Source organism: Arthrobacter sp. H5 (assembly GCF_000520595.1).
Taxonomy (GTDB): Bacteria; Actinomycetota; Actinomycetes; order Actinomycetales; family Micrococcaceae; genus Arthrobacter_D.
This window is the reverse complement of sequence record NZ_KI915039.1, coordinates 56,357-74,904: the sequence shown is the minus strand read 5'-3', so window position 1 is coordinate 74,904 and position 18,548 is coordinate 56,357. Positions and strand designations below refer to the sequence as shown.

Annotated in this window: 7 protein-coding genes; 1 reads left to right on the top strand and 6 read right to left on the bottom strand. The window is 63.3% G+C overall.

Features of this window, described 5'->3' with window-relative positions:
* Positions 1 to 106: 106 nt before the first annotated feature.
* The 4 genes from Y708_RS27120 to Y708_RS27115 form a co-directional block, all read right to left on the bottom strand.
* Entirely contained in the window at positions 107 to 2,428 is a 2,322-nt protein-coding gene (locus Y708_RS27120; RefSeq protein ID WP_051479275.1) for a transglutaminase-like domain-containing protein, read from the bottom strand.
* Positions 2,429 to 2,454: 26 nt separating this feature from the next.
* Complete coding sequence (locus tag Y708_RS0121515) at positions 2,455 to 3,834, bottom strand: DUF58 domain-containing protein (RefSeq protein WP_028281504.1); 1,380 nt, start codon at positions 3,832 to 3,834, stop codon at positions 2,455 to 2,457.
* A gap of 20 nt (positions 3,835 to 3,854) precedes the next feature.
* The gene (locus Y708_RS0121510; protein ID WP_028281503.1) at positions 3,855 to 4,826 is read right to left on the bottom strand and encodes an AAA family ATPase; all 972 of its coding nucleotides are present in this window, start codon (positions 4,824 to 4,826) and stop codon (positions 3,855 to 3,857) included.
* Between the two features lie 76 nt (positions 4,827 to 4,902).
* Positions 4,903 to 10,680: an Ig-like domain-containing protein gene (locus Y708_RS27115; RefSeq protein WP_051479274.1), complete on the bottom strand. Its 5,778-nt coding sequence runs from the start codon at positions 10,678 to 10,680 to the stop codon at positions 4,903 to 4,905.
* A 61-nt stretch (positions 10,681 to 10,741) separates the two neighbouring features.
* Between Y708_RS27115 and Y708_RS27810 the strand changes: the two genes are divergently transcribed.
* Positions 10,742 to 11,011, top strand: coding sequence for a hypothetical protein (locus tag Y708_RS27810; protein WP_155853985.1), 270 nt, complete (start codon positions 10,742 to 10,744; stop codon positions 11,009 to 11,011).
* Positions 11,012 to 11,112: 101 nt separating this feature from the next.
* Here the strand turns inward: Y708_RS27810 and Y708_RS0121500 are convergent, their stop codons facing one another.
* Positions 11,113 to 17,244, bottom strand: coding sequence for an Ig-like domain-containing protein (locus tag Y708_RS0121500; protein WP_216699863.1), 6,132 nt, complete (start codon positions 17,242 to 17,244; stop codon positions 11,113 to 11,115).
* A 156-nt stretch (positions 17,245 to 17,400) separates the two neighbouring features.
* Positions 17,401 to 18,483 (bottom strand): adenylate/guanylate cyclase domain-containing protein, encoded by a 1,083-nt coding sequence (locus Y708_RS0121495; protein WP_051479294.1) that lies wholly within the window; start codon positions 18,481 to 18,483, stop codon positions 17,401 to 17,403.
* Between the last annotated feature and the right edge of the window lie 65 nt (positions 18,484 to 18,548).

Here is an 18,548-nt window from a genome sequence, read left to right as displayed (position 1 = left end):
CGGATATGTTCGCCACGATTGGAAAGGTGCGCGCCGCATTGCACGCAATAAAGTGTCCCCGGGGTGACCGGCATCCGGCAGCGCGGACAGGCGAGCCCTGAGTGAGTCACGGCCTCGTTCCCGTCATCCTGCTCCTCGCATCGTGAATCAGCGAGCGTGGCGAGAAGCGTGCCCGCTGTCTCTTCCAGAACCCCACCGATCCACGCATATCATCGAGTGAGGAGTGCACCGTACTCCAGTATTCCTCCACCTCCTGCTCGGTGGGCTCGCCCGCCGAGAAAATGCACGCGTCAGCGCGATCCGCCAACCGGGTGGTGGAATGGCTGCTGGCCGGGAACGCCTCGCCGAGTCCCCGTGCGCTTTCACGGCGCGTGGATTTCCCATTGGTTTCAGCGCCGAGGTCTGTGGCCAAGGACATGACTTCGCTCCATCCCCCGCCAACCCGCTGCGTCGGCCGGCCGGAACGGGAACGCTTCTTCCGGCGTCGTGATTTCAGCAGTGCTATCACCAGCAGGGGAATGAGGAGCACGGCAAGTGGAATCAGCGCCAGCGCTATCGCTGCAATCAACGAACCCCAGATATCCCAGAAGTCCCGGGTACGTTCCTCCGCGTCCTGCGGCTCCGGTGCGGAGTCCGGCGGCAGTTCGGCAGGCTCCTGTGGTGGCGGCGGGGGTTGCAGGACCTGAGGCTTGGGCGTGGACCGTGGCTGTTGCTGGGGAGGAACGGGCTCGTTGTCCTCAGGCGGCGTGGGGTCGAAGGGAACCCAGCCGGCGTTGTCAAACGCTATTTCAACCCAGGCATGCACATCCGCGCCCTTGATCTCGATGGGGGCATCGGGGTTGTCAATCGCCTCCCAATCCGGGTAGAAGCCCATGACAACCCGGGCGGGAATGTTGAGTTTCCGCGCCATCAAGGCCATGGAGACGGCGTACTGCTCGTCGTCACCGACCATCTGCTCGGCGTCGAAGAGAGCCAGCATCCGCGCCGCGCCGTGGCCGGGCAGCGAAGGTGCCTCGCCGTCCTTGCCGTTGCTGAAGAACCCCTGCGCACTCAGCACCTGTTCCAGTCTGCGCACCCGTTCGATGGGCTCCGACACACTGCCCACGTACTCGCTGGCTTTCGACGCAATGACCGGCGGATCATTCACCACCCTGGGAAGGCTCAGATCGGCGAAACCATACTGTGCCAGCTGGGTGTCTTCCGGAACGTCGGGAAACAGCACATTGACGCTGTAGGTGTCACCCGGCTGGACGCCGATGGTGGACAAAGCTGTGCGGGAGTCGTCGTTGTAATAGAGGGAGCGGCTCAAATCCTGTGCCCGGGGACCCTGCAGTTCCACACCCAGGAGCTCGCCGCCGGAGGGCAGCCAGACGCCGCTGTAATCGCCGATGGTGAAGCTCAGTGTTGCGGTGGTGCCCTCGCCGTCCTCCACCTCGGTGTTCCCCAGCTGCTGTGCATCACCCACGCGGGCAAAGTTGCCGGCCGCCTGTGGATCGACGTTATACACCACACCGTCGTAGGCATCCATGGCGGCCAGGCGCACCCGCTGGCCCTCAGGTAGGCCGTCAACGGTCAGCAGGGTTTCCTCGGCATTGTCCTTCACATACTTGCGAAAGCTGGTCAGCGGACTTGGGTAATCGAACAGGTCCACGGGCGGTTCGACGACGTCCCGCAGCACGGCCCGGTCCGTCTCGCCTGCAACGATGGGACTCACCACAAGGGTCAGCACGGTCGCCACCGCCAGGACTGCGCCTCCAACGCCCAGCCTGCGAAGCCTTCCCGATCGCGTGACGGCGTCATCGGCCACCGTGGAATTGGCCGAAACGCTGCTGGTCTGGTCGGTGCGCGCAATGTCCCGGCGATAGGCCAGCCACGCGGTCACAACGGCAATGAGCAGGATTCCGCGTACCTCAGGCAGCGACGCCCGGTTTGTGCCAAAGGCAATGCTGGTAATAAACAGGGCAAAAACGGGAAGCATTACCCAGTACGGTGAGCGGAGGCGCCAGGCGAGGGACCCGGCGACGACGGCGGTCAGCAGGGATCCCAGGAAGGGCACCACAAGCATCCCCCGGGCAATGCCCACCGGATCGGCCACGGTGAGGATGTCCTTCCAGGAGAACACCACTCCCACAATCAGCACACGGAGGGACTCCAATGTGGGCAGGAACCCGAGGAAGGCCTCCACCGGCGCAGCCAAAGCGCTACCCAGGACCAGGTAGGCACCGAGCACCGCACCAACTGTGGTCCACAGGCCCCACCGGTAGCGGGCAGCCAGCCAGGCGATGCCCAGGCCAAGCAGCACACCGCCAAATCCGACAATCAGGTAACGGGCGTCTCCACCAAACGTGGGTCCGAAACCCAGCACCCCCAGCCCAAGCAGGACGGTGAGTACCGACCAGTCCACTCCGGCCTGAAGTGCCAACGGCATGGTCCGGGATCTATTGGACCGGCGGCTCATGCTGCAGCCTTTCGAAGAATCATGGCAAGGTCTGTGAGGCTGTTCAGGGTCAGCACCGTCAGGTCGCCGATCGTCGCCCTGCCCTGTTCCTGGTCTGCGACGCAACGCACCGCAATGCACCGGATTCCGGGAGGTACCGACGCCGCGGCGGACCGGAGCTGGGAGGGTGTCACATGGGGACCCACGACAAAGAAGACAACTGACGCGTTGGGGACCGTGTCCGCCGTCGTTCGCGCCAGATCCAGAGCTGTGGCGCGCATGCCGCGTCCCTCAATGCGCGTCATGTCATCGAGCAGGTTGCGTCCTGTTTCGGAGCGCAGCGGGCCATTCTGGGTTAGGACGCTGAGGTTGCGCTGTTCCCGGATGGCCTGCAGGCCAATGGAGCTGGCAACCGAGACGGCAAGCTCAAACTCGATGTCCGTCTCATACTCGTTGGTGTTGGTTGAGAGTGCTACGGCCAGGTGTGACCGTCGGGTCTCCTCAAACTGGCGGACCATGAGCTTGCCCGTACGGGCGGTGGTTTTCCAGTGGATGTGACGGCGGTCATCGCCCGGAACGTAGTCGCGGAGGGCGTGGAAGGAGACATCCGCGCTGGAGAGCTCCTTGGTTGGCAGCCCTTCGAGGTCTCGGATGAATCCGGCGGCGGATCCCACCAGCGGTGCGGTCCGGGGATGGACATACAGGTCGGTGGGTTCGGTCCACAGCACCTGCCGGCGCAGCAGGCTCAGCGGATCCGCCCGCACTGAGCGGACTGGTCCCACCACAATGACTGCGCGGCGCTGGGTTGGGATGGTGAAAAGGTCTTCGTGTACCTCGCCGGGTTTGAGCCGCGGCAGGTGGAACACTGCCGTAGCCGAACCCACGGGAAGTTCGAGGGATGCCGGCAGCAGGGGTTTGGTCGCGGTGTTGGATACCGCCACGCTGCCCACCGCCCGGTCGCCCACCGCAACGCGGGTTCGGGCAAGATCGAGCTCAACGGCGTAGGACGAACGACCCAGGATGAAGCCCACCGCAAGGACAAACAGGATGGTTCCCAGCAGTGCTGCCACGATGGCTTCCCGCCAGCCAAAGACTGCGCCAAGGACCCACAATCCCGCAACCGTGGGAATCAGGATCCAGCCAAGGGGACTGACCACATCGAATACCGGCCCAAGATGCCGGCCCAGGAAGGAACGGATCCTCTTCCACACGGGGAACAGGACAAGCTCGGCCAGCGTTACGGCATCCTTGATGATCGACGCCGGATGCAGTTTGGGGTTGCGGGAACTGCCCCGCCGCTGACCGCGTGGGGCGGGGTTCTGCAGCTGGCGTCTGCCCGCGGACCTGCGCTCACGCTGAGAAGCCCGGGTTTCGGCGGACCTGGTATCGGTTGACATGGTTGGAAAATATCCGTCCGTTACGCGCTTGCCCGCTGCTGGGGTGCCGAGACATCCGCGAGCACACGCTTGAGGATGGCCTCCGGCGTTGCACCGGCAAATTCGGCTTCTGGATCCATCACAAACCGGTGCGTCCAGACGTAGGGCGCCAATTCCTTGATGTCGTCAGGCAGCACATAATGCCGGCCCTGGCCAGCAGCCCACACCTTGGCTGCCCGGACCATTGCCAGGGCACCGCGCACTGAAACGCCGAGCCTGGACTCGGGAGCGTTCCTGGTTTCCTCCGTCAATCGCGAAATGTACTCAAGGACTGCCGGGTCCACATGGGTTTCGGTGGCGAGATCCGCCATGTCCATGACGGCCTGTGTGGTGATCATCGGGGACAGAATCGAGGAACGGTCCCGGGTGGAGGCCCCGCCGAGCAGTTGGACCGTGGAGGCGTGGTCCGGGTATCCGATCATCGTCTTGATCAGGAAGCGGTCCAGTTGTGCCTCGGGGAGCCGGTAGGTGCCAGCCTGCTCAATGGGGTTCTGGGTGGCAATAACCATAAACGGACGATCATTGGTGTAGCTGACTCCGTCCACGGTGACCCGGGATTCCTCCATGACCTCAAGCAGCGCGGACTGCGTTTTCGGCGACGCACGGTTGATCTCGTCAGCCAACACGATATTCGCGAAGATCGGACCCTTATGGAACTCAAACTCCTGCGTCTTCTGGTCATAGATGGTGATACCTGTGACGTCCGACGGCAAGAGGTCCGGGGTGAACTGGATGCGCGAATGGCTCCCCTGGACGGTGGCGGCAAGCGACCGCGCGAGCATCGTCTTTCCTGTCCCTGGTGCGTCTTCCAACAACACATGCCCCTCCGCGAGCATGGCAGTGAGCACCAGCCGGATCACGTGCGACTTGCCGAGGACGGCCTGCCCCACGTTTCCCACCAGCTTGTCGAACGTCCCGGCAAACCAGGTGGCCTGCTCAACTGTCATTGCCATGGTTGGTTCCTTTTCTGTGGTTGGTGCTGTTGTTGGGGACAACGCGATACTGCCCGTTGACCGATATTTAGAATAGCTAGCATGACGGGGCTCCCGCGTCCTTGGTGATTGAGTTGGACTTGAACCAGCCACCGCCGGCACGGTTCACCCATTCCCTGCTGGAACCGATCAGGTTTCCGTTGGAATCATATATGGGATGGGCCGCTCCGCTGTTGGAGATGCACTGGATCTCAAAACGGTGACCGTTCTGTCGCCACGTGCCTCCGGCGTCGTCGCACGCCTGCCGCGCTGACGGCTTGGAGTCGTTGGGCTGGGCAAACTCGCAGGTTGCGCTGAGGTCCGAGTCCTCATACACCGTGCCGTACTTCCTGGGTGGCGGCGACGTGCGTCCGGTGGCAGTGGTGGAGGACTTCTGCCCCTCGGAATCGGTCACCGTGACGGTGATCTCCACGCTTTGATCAAAGCCGCTCCCGGCCGTGGCGGTTCCGCCCCCTGCACCCACTGAACCGGATCGCCCCGCGGCACTCCAAGCCACAGAGGCAATGTCCCGTCCGTTTTTCGGCGTGGCTCCAATGGTGAAGTTCACCTGTTCGCCTGCCGGAGCAGAGCTGATGGACGGAGTCGAAGGCTTGCCAAACGGAACCACCGTGTTTGACTGGGTCGCTGCTCCCGGAAGCGAGCTTCCGTTGGCCGTATTAATTGCGCGCACGCCCACGCTATAGCTGGTGCCGTTGCTCAGGCCTGCCAAAACACCGTCGGCAGGCAGTTCTGCAAAGGCACCGTTGTTGAGTTGGTATTCGTAGCGTGTCTGGTCGGCTTGTGCACCGTTGGCCGCCGCCGATTCGTGCGTCACGATGAGCCGCCGGTCTCCCTCGACGGCGCTCACGTCCGGAACCGCGCCGGGCGCACCGACCGCCTGACGCGGGTCGGACGGATCGCTGGGCGCTCCGGCTCCTGCCTTGTTGGTGGCCGTGACGCTGAAGGTGTAGGGACTTTGGGAATTGGCCAGGGTGACCGAAGCCGAGAACACCGAACCGGACAGCTCGGCACTGCGCACGGCCTTGCCGTCCTGGAAGGTTGTCAGCGTGTAGGCGTCAATCTCGGCACCGTTCTTTTCCGCCGTGGTGGGCTGCGCCCACGAGACGGCGAGCACCGAGTTGGCCGCCCCGCCCTGGGACGAGACCTGAACGGAGGGTTTGGACGGCGCCGCCGGTTGGCCCGCGGGTATCATCCCGTCCGAGTACGCTCCCCAGTCGGACGGATCAGGCGCCTGATTGTAGGCCCGCACACGGACCTCATACAGGGTTCCGTTCTGCAGGCCCGACCATTCAACCGAGGTGCCGGTCACTGACGACTTTTGGAAGCCGCCACCGGCGGGCGCAGGGGAAATTTCCAGGTCATAACGCTCCACAGGCGAACCGGCGGTGGAAGGAACAGCCCAGTTAACCAGCACGGATCCATCACCAAACTGCAGCGTCGGAGGTGCGGGGGCTTCCGGTTTCTCGTCGGGACGAGCGACGGCGGATTGGCCGGATTGCGGTGACTCGCCGACGTCGTTCCTTGCCGCCACAGCAAAGGTGTACTCGACGTTGTTGGTCAGTCCGGTGATGCTGCAGGTGGTTGCCGGGCATTCCTGGCTGACGCCTTGACTGCCTGTCACCACGTAGCCGGTGATCCGCGACCCGTTGTCCGCCGGCGGATCCCAGGAGAGCGTGACCATCTCGCTGCGCACCTCTCCCACAGCCGGGGTCGGCGGCGCGTCGGGCGCACCGCGGACGGTGAGTCGGACCCTTCCTTCAACCTCACGCTGCGGGTCACCCGTGCGGTCGGCCACCCGATAGCTGACCACCATGGTCCCCACAAAGTCGGAAGCCGGTGTCACTGCAACGGAGTTGCCCTGGGCTGTGGCGGACCCCGCTCCGGTTTCGGTCTGGACAGCAATGAGCTGCAGCGGTGAATCAGGGAACGGGTTGGAATCGTTGCCGAGCACGTCCACGGTTTCGGTTTCGCCCTGAACAGCGTCGGCAACGAGGTCATCGTTGGCCACCGCAAGTGGCTGGGTGGAGCTGACCACTGACACATCGATAGTAGCCTCCACCGGTTCACTCCTGCCGTCAGTCACGGAAAAACGGACCGGGTGGGTAAGACCCTTTTCAGCCGTTCCCGATTCAACGGTCAACACCGATTCGTCGAGCTGCGCGATCAGCCCACCTGGAACTTCATCGACCAGTGCAAAAACGAGTTTTCCTGCATCCTGCTCGTCGATGTCCTCCACCAAGCGGGCGAGATCCATGGCGGCCGCTTCCTGCTGGGCAACCACCAATTCACCCGAGGACGCCTCCGGCGGATGGTTCAGGTTTGGATCAGGCAACACGCGGATGCTGACGGTCAGCACTGCTTTCAGGCCGTCCGGATCATCGAGGGACACACCGTCGGTTACTTCAAAACTCACGGCGGCGGCGCCGGCATAGTCTTCGGCGGAGGTGAATGCCAACGAGGTGGCGTTCCTGACCAGGGGCGCATTGTTCGACGCGACTGCTGTGACCCTGGCGTCGTCCGTGAGCTGGGCTTCCCGGCCTTCGCGGACCACTACCAGCTCACTCAGATCGAGTAGGAGCTCCTCGCCGCTCATAACTTCGAGGGCCTCCGTGCTGCGCAGCGCCGGTGGCTGATTGGCCAGACCCGGTACATGAATGAATGCGGTGGCGGACAGCCCGTCAATATCCGTCACAGTGTAAGGAATGGTCTGGGCTTCCGGGAGCAGCTGGACGTTGACCGTGCCCGCCGTATCGCTGCCGGCGGCGACAGTCGCAGTGTCAGTGTTTTCAGGGAAGCTGACCGTTAGCTCGTCCGGTGACCCATCGCGGTCGACGTCGTTCTTCAGCACCGGAACATCCACTGCACTCTGGCCGAGCGTCTCAGGAAAGGAGACCCGGTCATCGTGTGCAACGGGGGCGATTTTCGGCGCGTCAGGACTGGTTTGAACCCGAATGGTGCCAACGGCCTTCCCCCCGCGGCCATCATCAACCGTATAGCGGATGGCTGTGGCGCCCGGCTGCGCCGGGGAATCAAAGCGAACCTTCCGGTCAACGACGGCGGCTTGGATTCCGCCTGCAGCTTCCAGTCCGTCCGCGGGCAGTGCAAGTGCGTCGCCGTCAGGGTCGGAGTCGTTGGAGAGCGCGTCCACCGTGACGCTGCGGTTCGGCAGCACCACCACCGAGTCGTCAACGGGAACGGGTGTCTGGTTCACCGTTGTGGGAAGGGCGATGCCCACCAGGACGGTGCCGGTGGAGCGTGCCCCCAACCTGTCCTCAACGATGTAGCTGAAGGAGTCCTGCCCGGAGGTGTCACTGGCGGGCGTGTACTCGATGAAGGTTGCGCCCATGGCTGCTGTTCCCTTGGTGGGCGCCTGGCCTATTCCGACGAGCGAAACCGAGTCGCCGTCCGGGTCGATCCCTTCGAGCGGAACAGCTATCCGTGCGGTGTTGCCGGCTATTGCCCTGGCTTCGATGGTTTCCGGACGCGGCCGGGCGTTGTCCTCCGGATCCGGCGCGCGGACGCGGATGAGTACCCGTGCGGAGTCCTCCTGCCCATCCGGTCCGCGCACGGCGTACACCGCGCGGAAGGTTCCGGCTGTATCCCCTGCCTTGAAACGAAGACTATTGCCGGAAACTGCGAGAAGGCCCTCGCCCGGGGCTACAGTTTCCACCAGTTCCGGATCGAGCGTAAGCTCGCCGCCGTTGGGATGGGTGTCGTTTGCCAGTACATACACCGTTGCGACGTCTCCTGCGCGGACGGTCACTTCGTCTTCTTCGGCACGGGGCGGCTGCAGCTTTGCCGGGGCGGGAACCGGGACAACCGACACGTCGCCCGTTGCCGTTTCACGGCCGTTGGACACCGTGTACTGGAAGGTCATCCGTTCTGTGAGCCCGCGGGTGTCGCTCACGCGGAGGATGTTGTGGTTGAGCACCGCCACCGATACCGGGGATTCAGCCGGCAGGGTGACGGACTGGACCACCAGGACCCCGCCTCCGGGGTCCGAATCATTGGACAGTACGTCGACGAGCGTTTGGTTGCCGGCCGGGAGCAGCGCACTATCCCGCACAGCCACCGGCGCTCCTGTGGCGCCGCCTTCAGGCAGGACGTCCACACGGATGAGCCCGGGTGCACTGGCCGGGCCGTTGGCAGCAATGTAGTCAAGATAGACGGGACCTGGGCTGTCCGAGCGGAAGGTGAATGTTCCGACGTCGTAGTTCGGTGTGACTTCCGCGCCCTCGCCCCCATTGACGTTGGTGAGCCTCAGCCCTCGTCCGGACGGGTCCAGGTCATTCTTCAACGGCGCCACAAGCAGGTCCTCACCCGCGTTGACCGTCAGATGGTCGGGATTGACGATGGGCGGTACGTTCCCCGCCGGCTGTACGTCGACAATCACCGCTCCTTCGGTGCTTTCACGCCCATCGGACACACTGATCGAGACTTCCTTCTCTCCGAGCTGCCCGCCCGCGTCGGTGAAGGTGATCAGGCCGTCGTCGCGGTGTCTGGCCGTATCATCCGGGGTGGTTGCCTGAGCCGATTCGAGGAACAGGTCATCCCCGTCAGCGTCGGTCCAGTCGGCGAGGATGTGCTGGCTGATGTTTTGTCCCTGTTCCAGCACAAGGCGTGACTTACGCTTCTGCGTGGGAGCCTCGTTGGAGTCTTCAGACCGGATGTCGAGCGAGACCGTCGCCGTGTCGGTACCTCCGCGGCCGTCGTCGACCGCGTAATCGAAGGTGTGGCGACCGGGCGGCACCTCAGCATCGAGCACCACCTGCAGTCCGGTCGAGTCATACACCGGCTGGATGGCACCGATATCCGGTGGCGTCCCCTGGAGTGTGACGGTCAGCAGGTCGCCGTCCGGGTCTGAATCGTTGTCGAGGACGGGCAACAGGGTGGTGGATCCGCGGCGTGCTCCGAGGACGTCATCCTGGGCTACGGGCGGCTGGTTTTCCCCGGTGCGGTCCGGCAGCGTGTTGATGGGATTCTCACTGGCCGATTCCTCGTCCTCCTTGTCGTCTTCCTCAGGGGGCGGAATGATTTCGTCCCAGTTTTGAACCAGCAGCATGTCCTGCTGGACCAGCCAGACGTTACCGCCGCGGATGTCGTTAAGTACGACGACGGCGCGGTTGGTCCGGAACACAAGTTCCGACTGCGCAGCCAGGGACGGGATCTCCACGGTACTGTCATCCGCATCGGTTACGCAGTCGCGGACATACAGTTGGGCGTCAGGCCAGGCGGCGTGGACGCATCCGTCCAGCTGGACCGGTGGGATAGGGTCGCTGCTGACATCGAGTGGAGTTGACCGGGGAACAGAACCGTCCAGGGGCACTTCGAACAGCGCACCGGCCGTGGCCACCGCAACAAACGACGACGCCGGACCGCTCTGTTGAAGCTGAGCGCCTGCAGTGTCGGGCAGCACTGTTTCGCGGCCGTCAGGCAGGAAAATTCGTCCCGTGGCGGGGTCCAACGCCACCGGCTGGTCCCCGACTGCCGACAGTTGCAGGTTTTCCACCCCGCTGATCCCCTCGCTCGACTGCCGGGTGCTCTCCTCGAAGACGGCCGTGTCGCCGCGCTCCCACGAGAGGATGGTTCCGGTGACGGGGTCGGCGGTGAAGACTGTGTCTTCGGAGTTAATGGCGGCGGCTACCCCCGGAACGCCGTCAAGCAACGGCTCGGTGTCCTCAGAGGAGAACCCTGCCAGGTTGCCGGCATCAGTGACGTGGACAGTGCCGTCCGGGCTGTTGGCCAGGACCACGTGACTGCTGCCAAGGGCAGGGACTCCGTTGCCGGGAAGTTCGTTTTCTTCCCCGAGTGCCACATCGGTCGCTGACCGGACTGAGGGTTGCCTGATCCTGGTTGTGGTTTATCACGGTGCCCTCGTGCTGCAGGATCTCAAAGCGGTTGCTGCCGGTTACAAAGCCGCCGTCAAGGGTGCGGGACTGGTAATTGAGGTGTGCGGTCTTGCCCTGAGAGAGGTTGGTGACCCACACGCCGCCGTCATTCAGGTCCACTTCGGCGGTGGTGAATCCGGGGTTCACCACTGCACCCGTGATTGCCACAGCCGCAACCACGCCAAAAGCGGTCACGGAGGCATGACGCCGTCTGCGTTGGTTGAGACCAAATTTCATGTAGAGCGTTCCCCCGGATGATGTGTGCACTGCGTGAGCGTGCAGGCAGTGCCCAGATAAGTGTAGCTATGCGCTGCGGCGCCTCCCATGGGCAGAAGTGCCCATGGGAGGTAGGGGCGGACCTAGCAGCGTGGCATTCCTGCTGGAGGGTTGTTGCCCCTGGTGGTGTGAATACCCTTGAGGAAGAGTCCATTGTTGTTGGCATCGGTGTTTGGACCCGACTGCTGGCGGTACCAGGGCCCGCTGCTTCGGGAGATGTAGCAGTTCGACTTCATGGTCTGGTTGTTGTACATCCAGTGTTCGCCCCGGCAGTCTCGCGTGGCGGGATCGAAGTTGGTCCCACCGGCCGGATCCATGCAGCTGCGTGAATCAAGACCGGACCCTCCAGCGGTAATGTCCCATTCAGTTGGCGCCGGCGGCGGCGGAGGCGGCGCCTGACCACTCCGGGCCCTCGCTGTGGCAATGTTTCCCGCCTGGTCCCGCGAGTTCAGGGAGCGGACTTCGATGGTGACTTGCTCGTCGTAGCCGTTGGTGTTGATCCTGCGGTCGCCGTTGTTGCGGACGTTCTCCCAGCCACCGCCGCCGTTGATGCGGATTTGGATCTGTTTGACGTCGTGAGTGCCGGGATCAGGGGCATTCCAGCTGACGTTGACGAACTTCTGTTCACGGGCACCACCCTGCGCCGAGGCGGCAGGCTTTCCCGGCCTGCCAAACGGATTCACCTGATTCGACCCGCCTGGTTGGCTGGCGTAGTTGGACCCGTCGCTGTTGACGATTGCTGTGACGGTTGCGGTGACGGCTGTTCCATTGGGGAACCCGCCTACTTCCTGGCCGCTGCGGATGCCCATTTGGCGTCCGTCGCTGAAGTTTGCCTGGTAGCTGACCTCGGAGGCGCGCGCACCATTTCGCTGCTGCGCGGTGAGCTCGTTGAAGGAGATCACTACGTGGCGTCCCTCGGCGCCGGTACGCGACTCCGCCAGGGCAACCCCCGTTGGCGCGGCGGGCTCCCCCACCGCACGTCGAGGTGCGGACTGCGCACCGTAGGCGCTCCAACCGGCCTTGTTATAGGCCCGCACTGCGTAACTGTAGTCAGCTTCGGAGTTGGGTACCGTAATGGTCTGGTCCGAAGCCTGGACTTCGGGCAGGGTGCGCTGCAGTTCGCCGCCACGGAATTCCTGGACCTGGTACTTGCTCACGGGTGCGCCGTTGGGGTTCACATCGTTCCAGTCCACCACCAACTGGCTTTCTGCGCCCACTGACTGGGCGCGTGATGTACTAGGCGCAGCAGGCACTCCCGGCAATCCGGCAGGTGTCTCGGCCGCGGAATAGTCACTCCACTCCGAAGGCTCAGGTGCAGCGTTACGCGCCTGGACCCTTACCTTGTATGCGGTACCGTTCTCCAGCCCTTCCCAGGTCAGCGGGCTTCCGGCGGCGCTGCGCTGTACTGCCCCGTTGGGCGGGGCAGGGGAGATCTGCAGGTCATAGCCCTCGATCGGAGAGCCTTCATTCGCTGGAGGTGTCCAGTTCACCGTCAACGCACCGTCACCAAAGACCAGGGTTGGCGGTGCCGCCTGCGCAGGCTGTGTGTCCGGCCGCGCCACAGCGGACTCTGGTGAAGGGTCGGAGACTCCGATGTCATTGGCAGCGGTCACTGTGAACACGTACTCGACATTGTTGGTCAGGCCCGTCAGCGTGCACGTTGTCGTGGCGCACTCCTGGGTGAACCCGTTATTGCTGGTGACGGTGTATCCGGTGATCGGTGACCCGTTATCGGCCGGCGGATCCCAGGACAACACTACGGACTCATTACGGGTGCTTTCCACTATCGGCGTGGAAGGAGCACCGGGCTTGCCCTTGACCGTCAGCAGGATCTGGGCGTTGGCGTAGCGTGACTGTTCACCGGTGCGGTCCTGCACTGTGTATTGAACGGTCATGTTGCCCACAAACGAATCACTTGGTGTGACCACCACGGAGCCGCCCTGCTGGGATGCACTGCCATTGCCGTCGGCAATGACATCGACAATCTGAAGCGGCTCCTCCGGGAACGGGTTCACATCATTGGCCAGCACGTCAACTGTGACAGGCTCCCCCTGCACCGCTTCGGCAATCACATCATCATTGGCCACCGGCAAGGGCCGGCTTGAGGCAAGCACCGTCAACGCCACCGTGCTGGAGACGGTTTCCTCACCATCGGTCACGGAAACCGCTACGCTCCCGGTAGCCCCAACAGCAGCCGAATCCTGCGCGGCAACACGCAATTCGGTGCCTTCCAGACTGACATCGAAGCCCTCCGGCGCCGCCGAAGTGAGCGAGAACTCCAAGCCGTCCACGTCCTCCGGATTCGGATCGGTGGCCAGGGCCTTGAGATCAAGGGTGGTTGCCGGTTCGGCCTGGGCCACCTCAAGGGAACCCGAGTCGAGTTCGGGCGGGAAGTTCCGTTCAGCGTTGGGGATTACGTTGGTGATAACCGTCAACGTGGCTTTCAGCCCTTCCGGATCATCCGGTCCGGAGCCGTCGGTGACCTCAAACGTGATCGACCCCGTACCCGCGTAGTCGATGTCCGCCGCGTACCGCAGGTTGTTGGGATCCACTACCCACTGGCCGGTGTTGGTGGTCCCGATCGCTGCGACCTTCTCGGCAACGCTCACCCGCGGGGTGCGCCCCTCACGGACCTCGACCAGGTCCCTCAGGTCCAGATCCAGTTCTTCGCCTGCCGTCACGTCGATGGGCGCATCGCTGATCAGCGTCGGATACTGGTCGCTCAATCCCGGAACCCAAATCACGGCAGTGGCCAACCCGCCGTCAATGTCCTCCACCGTGTACGGGATGATTTGCGCTTCGCCGGTCAGTTCAACCCGCACAATATTGTCCGGTGAGACAGCCGCAACACCATCAGCCGCGTCGACCGTGATCTCAAGATCCTCGGCCACCCCGTCAGGATCCTCATCGTTCTTCAACACCGGAACGTCAACGGCAGTCTGGCCTTTAGTCTCCTCGGGTTCCACCCGGTCATCGCGGGCAATAGGCAGCAGCAGCGGAGCATTCTGGTCAACGGTGACTGTGATGTTTCCGTTGGCCGATGCGCCGCGGCTGTCCTGAACCTTGTACAAGACATTGAACGTGCCATTGGCCTCGGGAGCGGTGAACAGCACCCGACCTTCCTTCACCAGCGGCCCCATCTCCTCCGGTGTAGCGCTCACACCGTCCGGATCCAGGGAAACAGGGTCACCGTCGGGGTCCGAATCATTCTTCAACGCGTCCACCGCGATGGCACGGCCGGGCCGCAGCACCACGCCGTCATTGACGGCAACCGGCTTCTGGTTCGCCTCAGCTGCCGGCGCAATTCCCACCCGCACCGTTGCCGTGTTTTCGAGCCCAAGCCTGTCCCGCACGGAATAGGTGAACGTGTCCGTTCCCGCCCCAGCGGCAGAAGCGGTGAAGTCGATGTAGTTGGGTCCAGGGACAGCCGCCCCCATCTTCGGTGCCGCGTCAATCCCGGTCAGGAAGGAGGAATCGCCGTCGGCATCGATTCCGTCCAGAGGCACAGGAATACGCACCGTCGAACCGGCGATCACCCTCGCGTCAAGATTCTTCGGCACCGGCGGGACGTTCTGGTCATCAACCGGCCGGATGTTGATCCGTACCTCGGCCGAATCCGTTTGCCCGGCACTGTCCATCACCTCGTAGATGGCGTACACGGTCTTGGCGGTATCTCCGGCGATAAACCGCAGGGAGTTCTCGGAGGCAAAAATCCGTCCATCCGCTGCCTCAACCCCCTGGGCCAGCACCGGGCTTAGGGTGAGTTCGTCATTATTCGGATGCGTATCATTCTCAAGCACCGGGACGTTGACGACGTCGCCCACGCGCACGGTCACTTCGTCCGAGTTGGCCTGCGGCGGCAGCAGCGTCTCCGGGCCCTCCACCGACAGAACGCTCACCTCGCCGGTCGCCGATGCCTTGCCGTTGGAGACCGTATAAGTGATGGTGGTCTGCTGATTCAGGCCACGCACGTCGTGGATGCGGAGAACATTGTGATCCAGCACCGCAACGTCAAGGGGCGAACCGTCCGGCACACTCACCGACTGCACCACCAGAACGCCGCCCGTGGGATCGGTGTCGTTGCCGAGCACGTCCACCAAAACATCACCGTTGCGGGGAAGCAGCGCCACGTCGCGCACAGCCACAGGCGTTCCTTCGGCACCGGCAGCTGTCGCATCGACCCGGATCAGACCTGTGGCGCTCTGCGGACCATTGGTGACGAGATACTCGACATAGTAGGAGCCCTCTGCGGACGGTGTGAAGGCAACGGTTCCCGTCTCATAATCGGGCGTCAGCGATGCGTCGCCGGCGGTAATCTCAGCCTTCGCGAGGCTCAACTGCCCACCGGCCGGATCAAGATCGTTCTGCAGCGGTGAAAGCTGCGTCTCCTGGCCGACCGTCGCGGTGAAGTGGTCAAAGTTCGCGACAGGAGGCAGCGTACCCGCAGCGCGCACATCGAAGGTGACAACACCACCAACCTCATCGCGGCCGTCCGAGACGACGATGGGCACTTCCTTTACGCCCTGGCCTTTGCCGACGTCCCTGAACGTCAGCAGCCCGTCAGACCGGGTTCGCACCTGGTCGCCGTCGGGAGTGGGTTCTGCGCTGACCAGAAACAGGTCGTCACCATCGGGATCCATCCAGTTGCTCAGGATGTTCTGGCTGACGGACTTGCCCTCTTCCACCAGAATGGTGGTAGCGCGGATGGGCTCCGGCGGATCGTTTGAATCGGCGCCTCGCACATTAACAGTGACGTCGGCGGAATCAGACCCACCACGGCCATCGCGCACCTCGTAGGTGAACGTGTGATCGCCCACCGCGGCATCCGCCGGCACCACAATCTGCATTCCGGCACCGTTATAAATGGCCTGCACCGTCCCCGCCGCAGGCTGCTCACCCTCCAAAGACGTGGTCAACAAATCCCCATCCGGATCCGTATCATTCGTCAAAACATTCAAAATAGTCGTACGCCCGGCGCGCGCACCGTAAGCGTCGTTTTCCGCAACTGGCGGACGGTTCTCACCCGTGCGGTCCGGCAACGTGTTCACCGGATTCTCGCTGGCGGATTCCTCATCCTCTTCATCGGACTCTTGCTTCGGCGGGATAATATCGCCCCAGTTGTCAACCAACTGCATGTTCTGCATCACCAGCCACACATCACCGGCATTAACATCATTGAGAACCACCACGCTGCGGTTCACCCGGAACACCAGCTCGGACTGCGCCCCAATACCCGGAATCTCAACCCGCTGGTCATCAGCATCGCCGACGCAGTCACGGATATACACACCGGCACCGGCCCACGCCGCATGCACACAACCGTCAAGGAATACCGGTGCGGCCGGCACGCCGGTATTGTCCAGCTCTGTGACCGTCGGATCCCCGCCGTTCAAAGGCTGCTGAATCAAAGCCGTCGGCGTGGACACCACCACCGATCCGCTGGCCGGCCCGCTCTGCTGAAGTTTGCCATCCTGCGCACCATCAAGAGTGACCGTGCGCCCACCCGGCAACACCAACTGTCCCGACTCAGCATCGAAAACCACCGCCTGGTCCCCCACAGCCGCGATCTGCACATCGCCGAACTCCTTCAGGGAATCCGCGGTGGCGATCTCCGGCTCCTCATGGGAACCATCGGGCCCGACGGCGAAGGACAGCACGGTGCCTTCCTGCGGATTCGCGATCAGCACGGTGTTATTGGAGGAGACAGCAGCGGCAACGCCGGCCGTATCAGCAACCACCGGCTCTGTTTCCTTATCGTTGAAAGCACCAAGACCCTGTGCCGTGGTGATCCAGACCGCTCCGCCGGCCCGGTCGGTCACGGCGACTGTTTCCCCGCCCAACGCAATCGCCGCCGACCCCGGCAGCTGCACTTCGGTGCCGCGCACAACATTTGCGACGTCCACCGGGCTGACCTTTGACTGGTCGGAGTTCATGTTGAACACCGTCGAGGCGTTCTGTGCCACATCGAAGCCGTCGCTGTTGGCGGCATAGCCGCCGTCAAGGAGCCTGGACTGGTAATTCAGGTGGCCCACCATGCCGTTGCCCTCGTTGGTGACCCACACTCCGCCGTCGTTCAAATCCACGTCAGCGGTGGCAAATCCCGGGTACAGCAATGCACCGCTGACCACTGCGGTGCTGACCATTGTGACCACGGATATTGATGCTGCGCGCTTGTGTTTCCTGCTGAATCCCTTAAAGCGGTTCAAAAACTTCACAATGGGTACCCCGGGCTGAGACTCTTTGGTTGACGTTCCGCCCCAATGCCAGCGGAACCCACAACTTGACCGTTAAAAGTGTTGCACGACAATACAAGGGTTCACACCGGATCGGATGGGTAGCTCTCCCCATCCACCTCAGGCCGGTAAACAGTCCTAGTCCAGAATCAATCCAGTACCGGTACCCCTGGCAAGGGTCACCGGGTGCACTTCGCCGAATCCGCGGACGGTGCGTGCCTTGTGCGGCATCAGAACAAAGCGTTCGTTGTCCCGCAGCGTCGCAGCCGTCGACGCATCGATCAGCACCGTACCCGGTTCCGCCAAGGAGGTCAGCCGCGAGGCAAGGTTGACCGTTGGCCCGTAGATGTCGCCCAGGCGGGAGAGGATACGGCCCCACACCATGGAGACCCTGGCCGACGGCAACAGGTCATCCTCGGTAAACGCCTTGGCCAGCGCGAGCGAAATCTCAGCGCCGGCCTCAGGCGATTCCGCAATGTAGAGGACTTCATCTCCGATGGTCTTGACCAGCCGCCCACCGCCCACGGAAATAATCTCGGCACATATGTTTTCGAACCGCTGGACAAGTTGCGCCAACGTCCGTTCGTTCATCTGGCGGGACAGGCTGGTATAGGAGACCAGGTCGGCGAAGCCAACCGCGCGTGCCAACGGCAGCGGTGCATCGTCCTCGTCCCCCACCCGGCCTTCAGCGCTGGCCTGCAACCCCGACTCCGCACGCAGCGCGAGCCTTTGGACCCCCGCGTTGAGCTGCCGCCGCCACGCGTAAACGAGGGTCTTCTCCAGCGGTTCAATCAGGTGGGGCAGTTCGGTCACCAATGACCTGCGGGCGGCGGCGTCGGTGATTCCCCGCTGCACCACCATTTCCTCCACCAGGGCTTCGATCTGCCAGACCACCATGCGGTCCGTCATTTGGCCAACCGCACGGGTGATGGAGATCGCCGCGTCTTCGGTCAGCTGTTCGTTCCGGACGAGTTCAATGATCGTGGTCAGTGCGACCTTGTCTTTCTCTGTGAAGGCAACGTCCTCGTCCCCGATGTTGGGGAACCCCATGGCACGCCACAACTTGCGCGCCGACAGCAGCGACACTCCGGCTCCCGCCGCCACATCACGACGGCGGAGCGTGCGTTCGGCACCCAGCAGCTCAATCTCCAGCTTGCGTATCATCTCGCGGTCAATGTCGGCCGGCGGCGCGGGTACGCGGCGTTTCTTGGGAGCAGGCATGGACCGGGTGAGCGGTTCCGCGGCCTCGGCGGTGGCGGTGTCCGGCCCCTCTACTCCATTGCTGG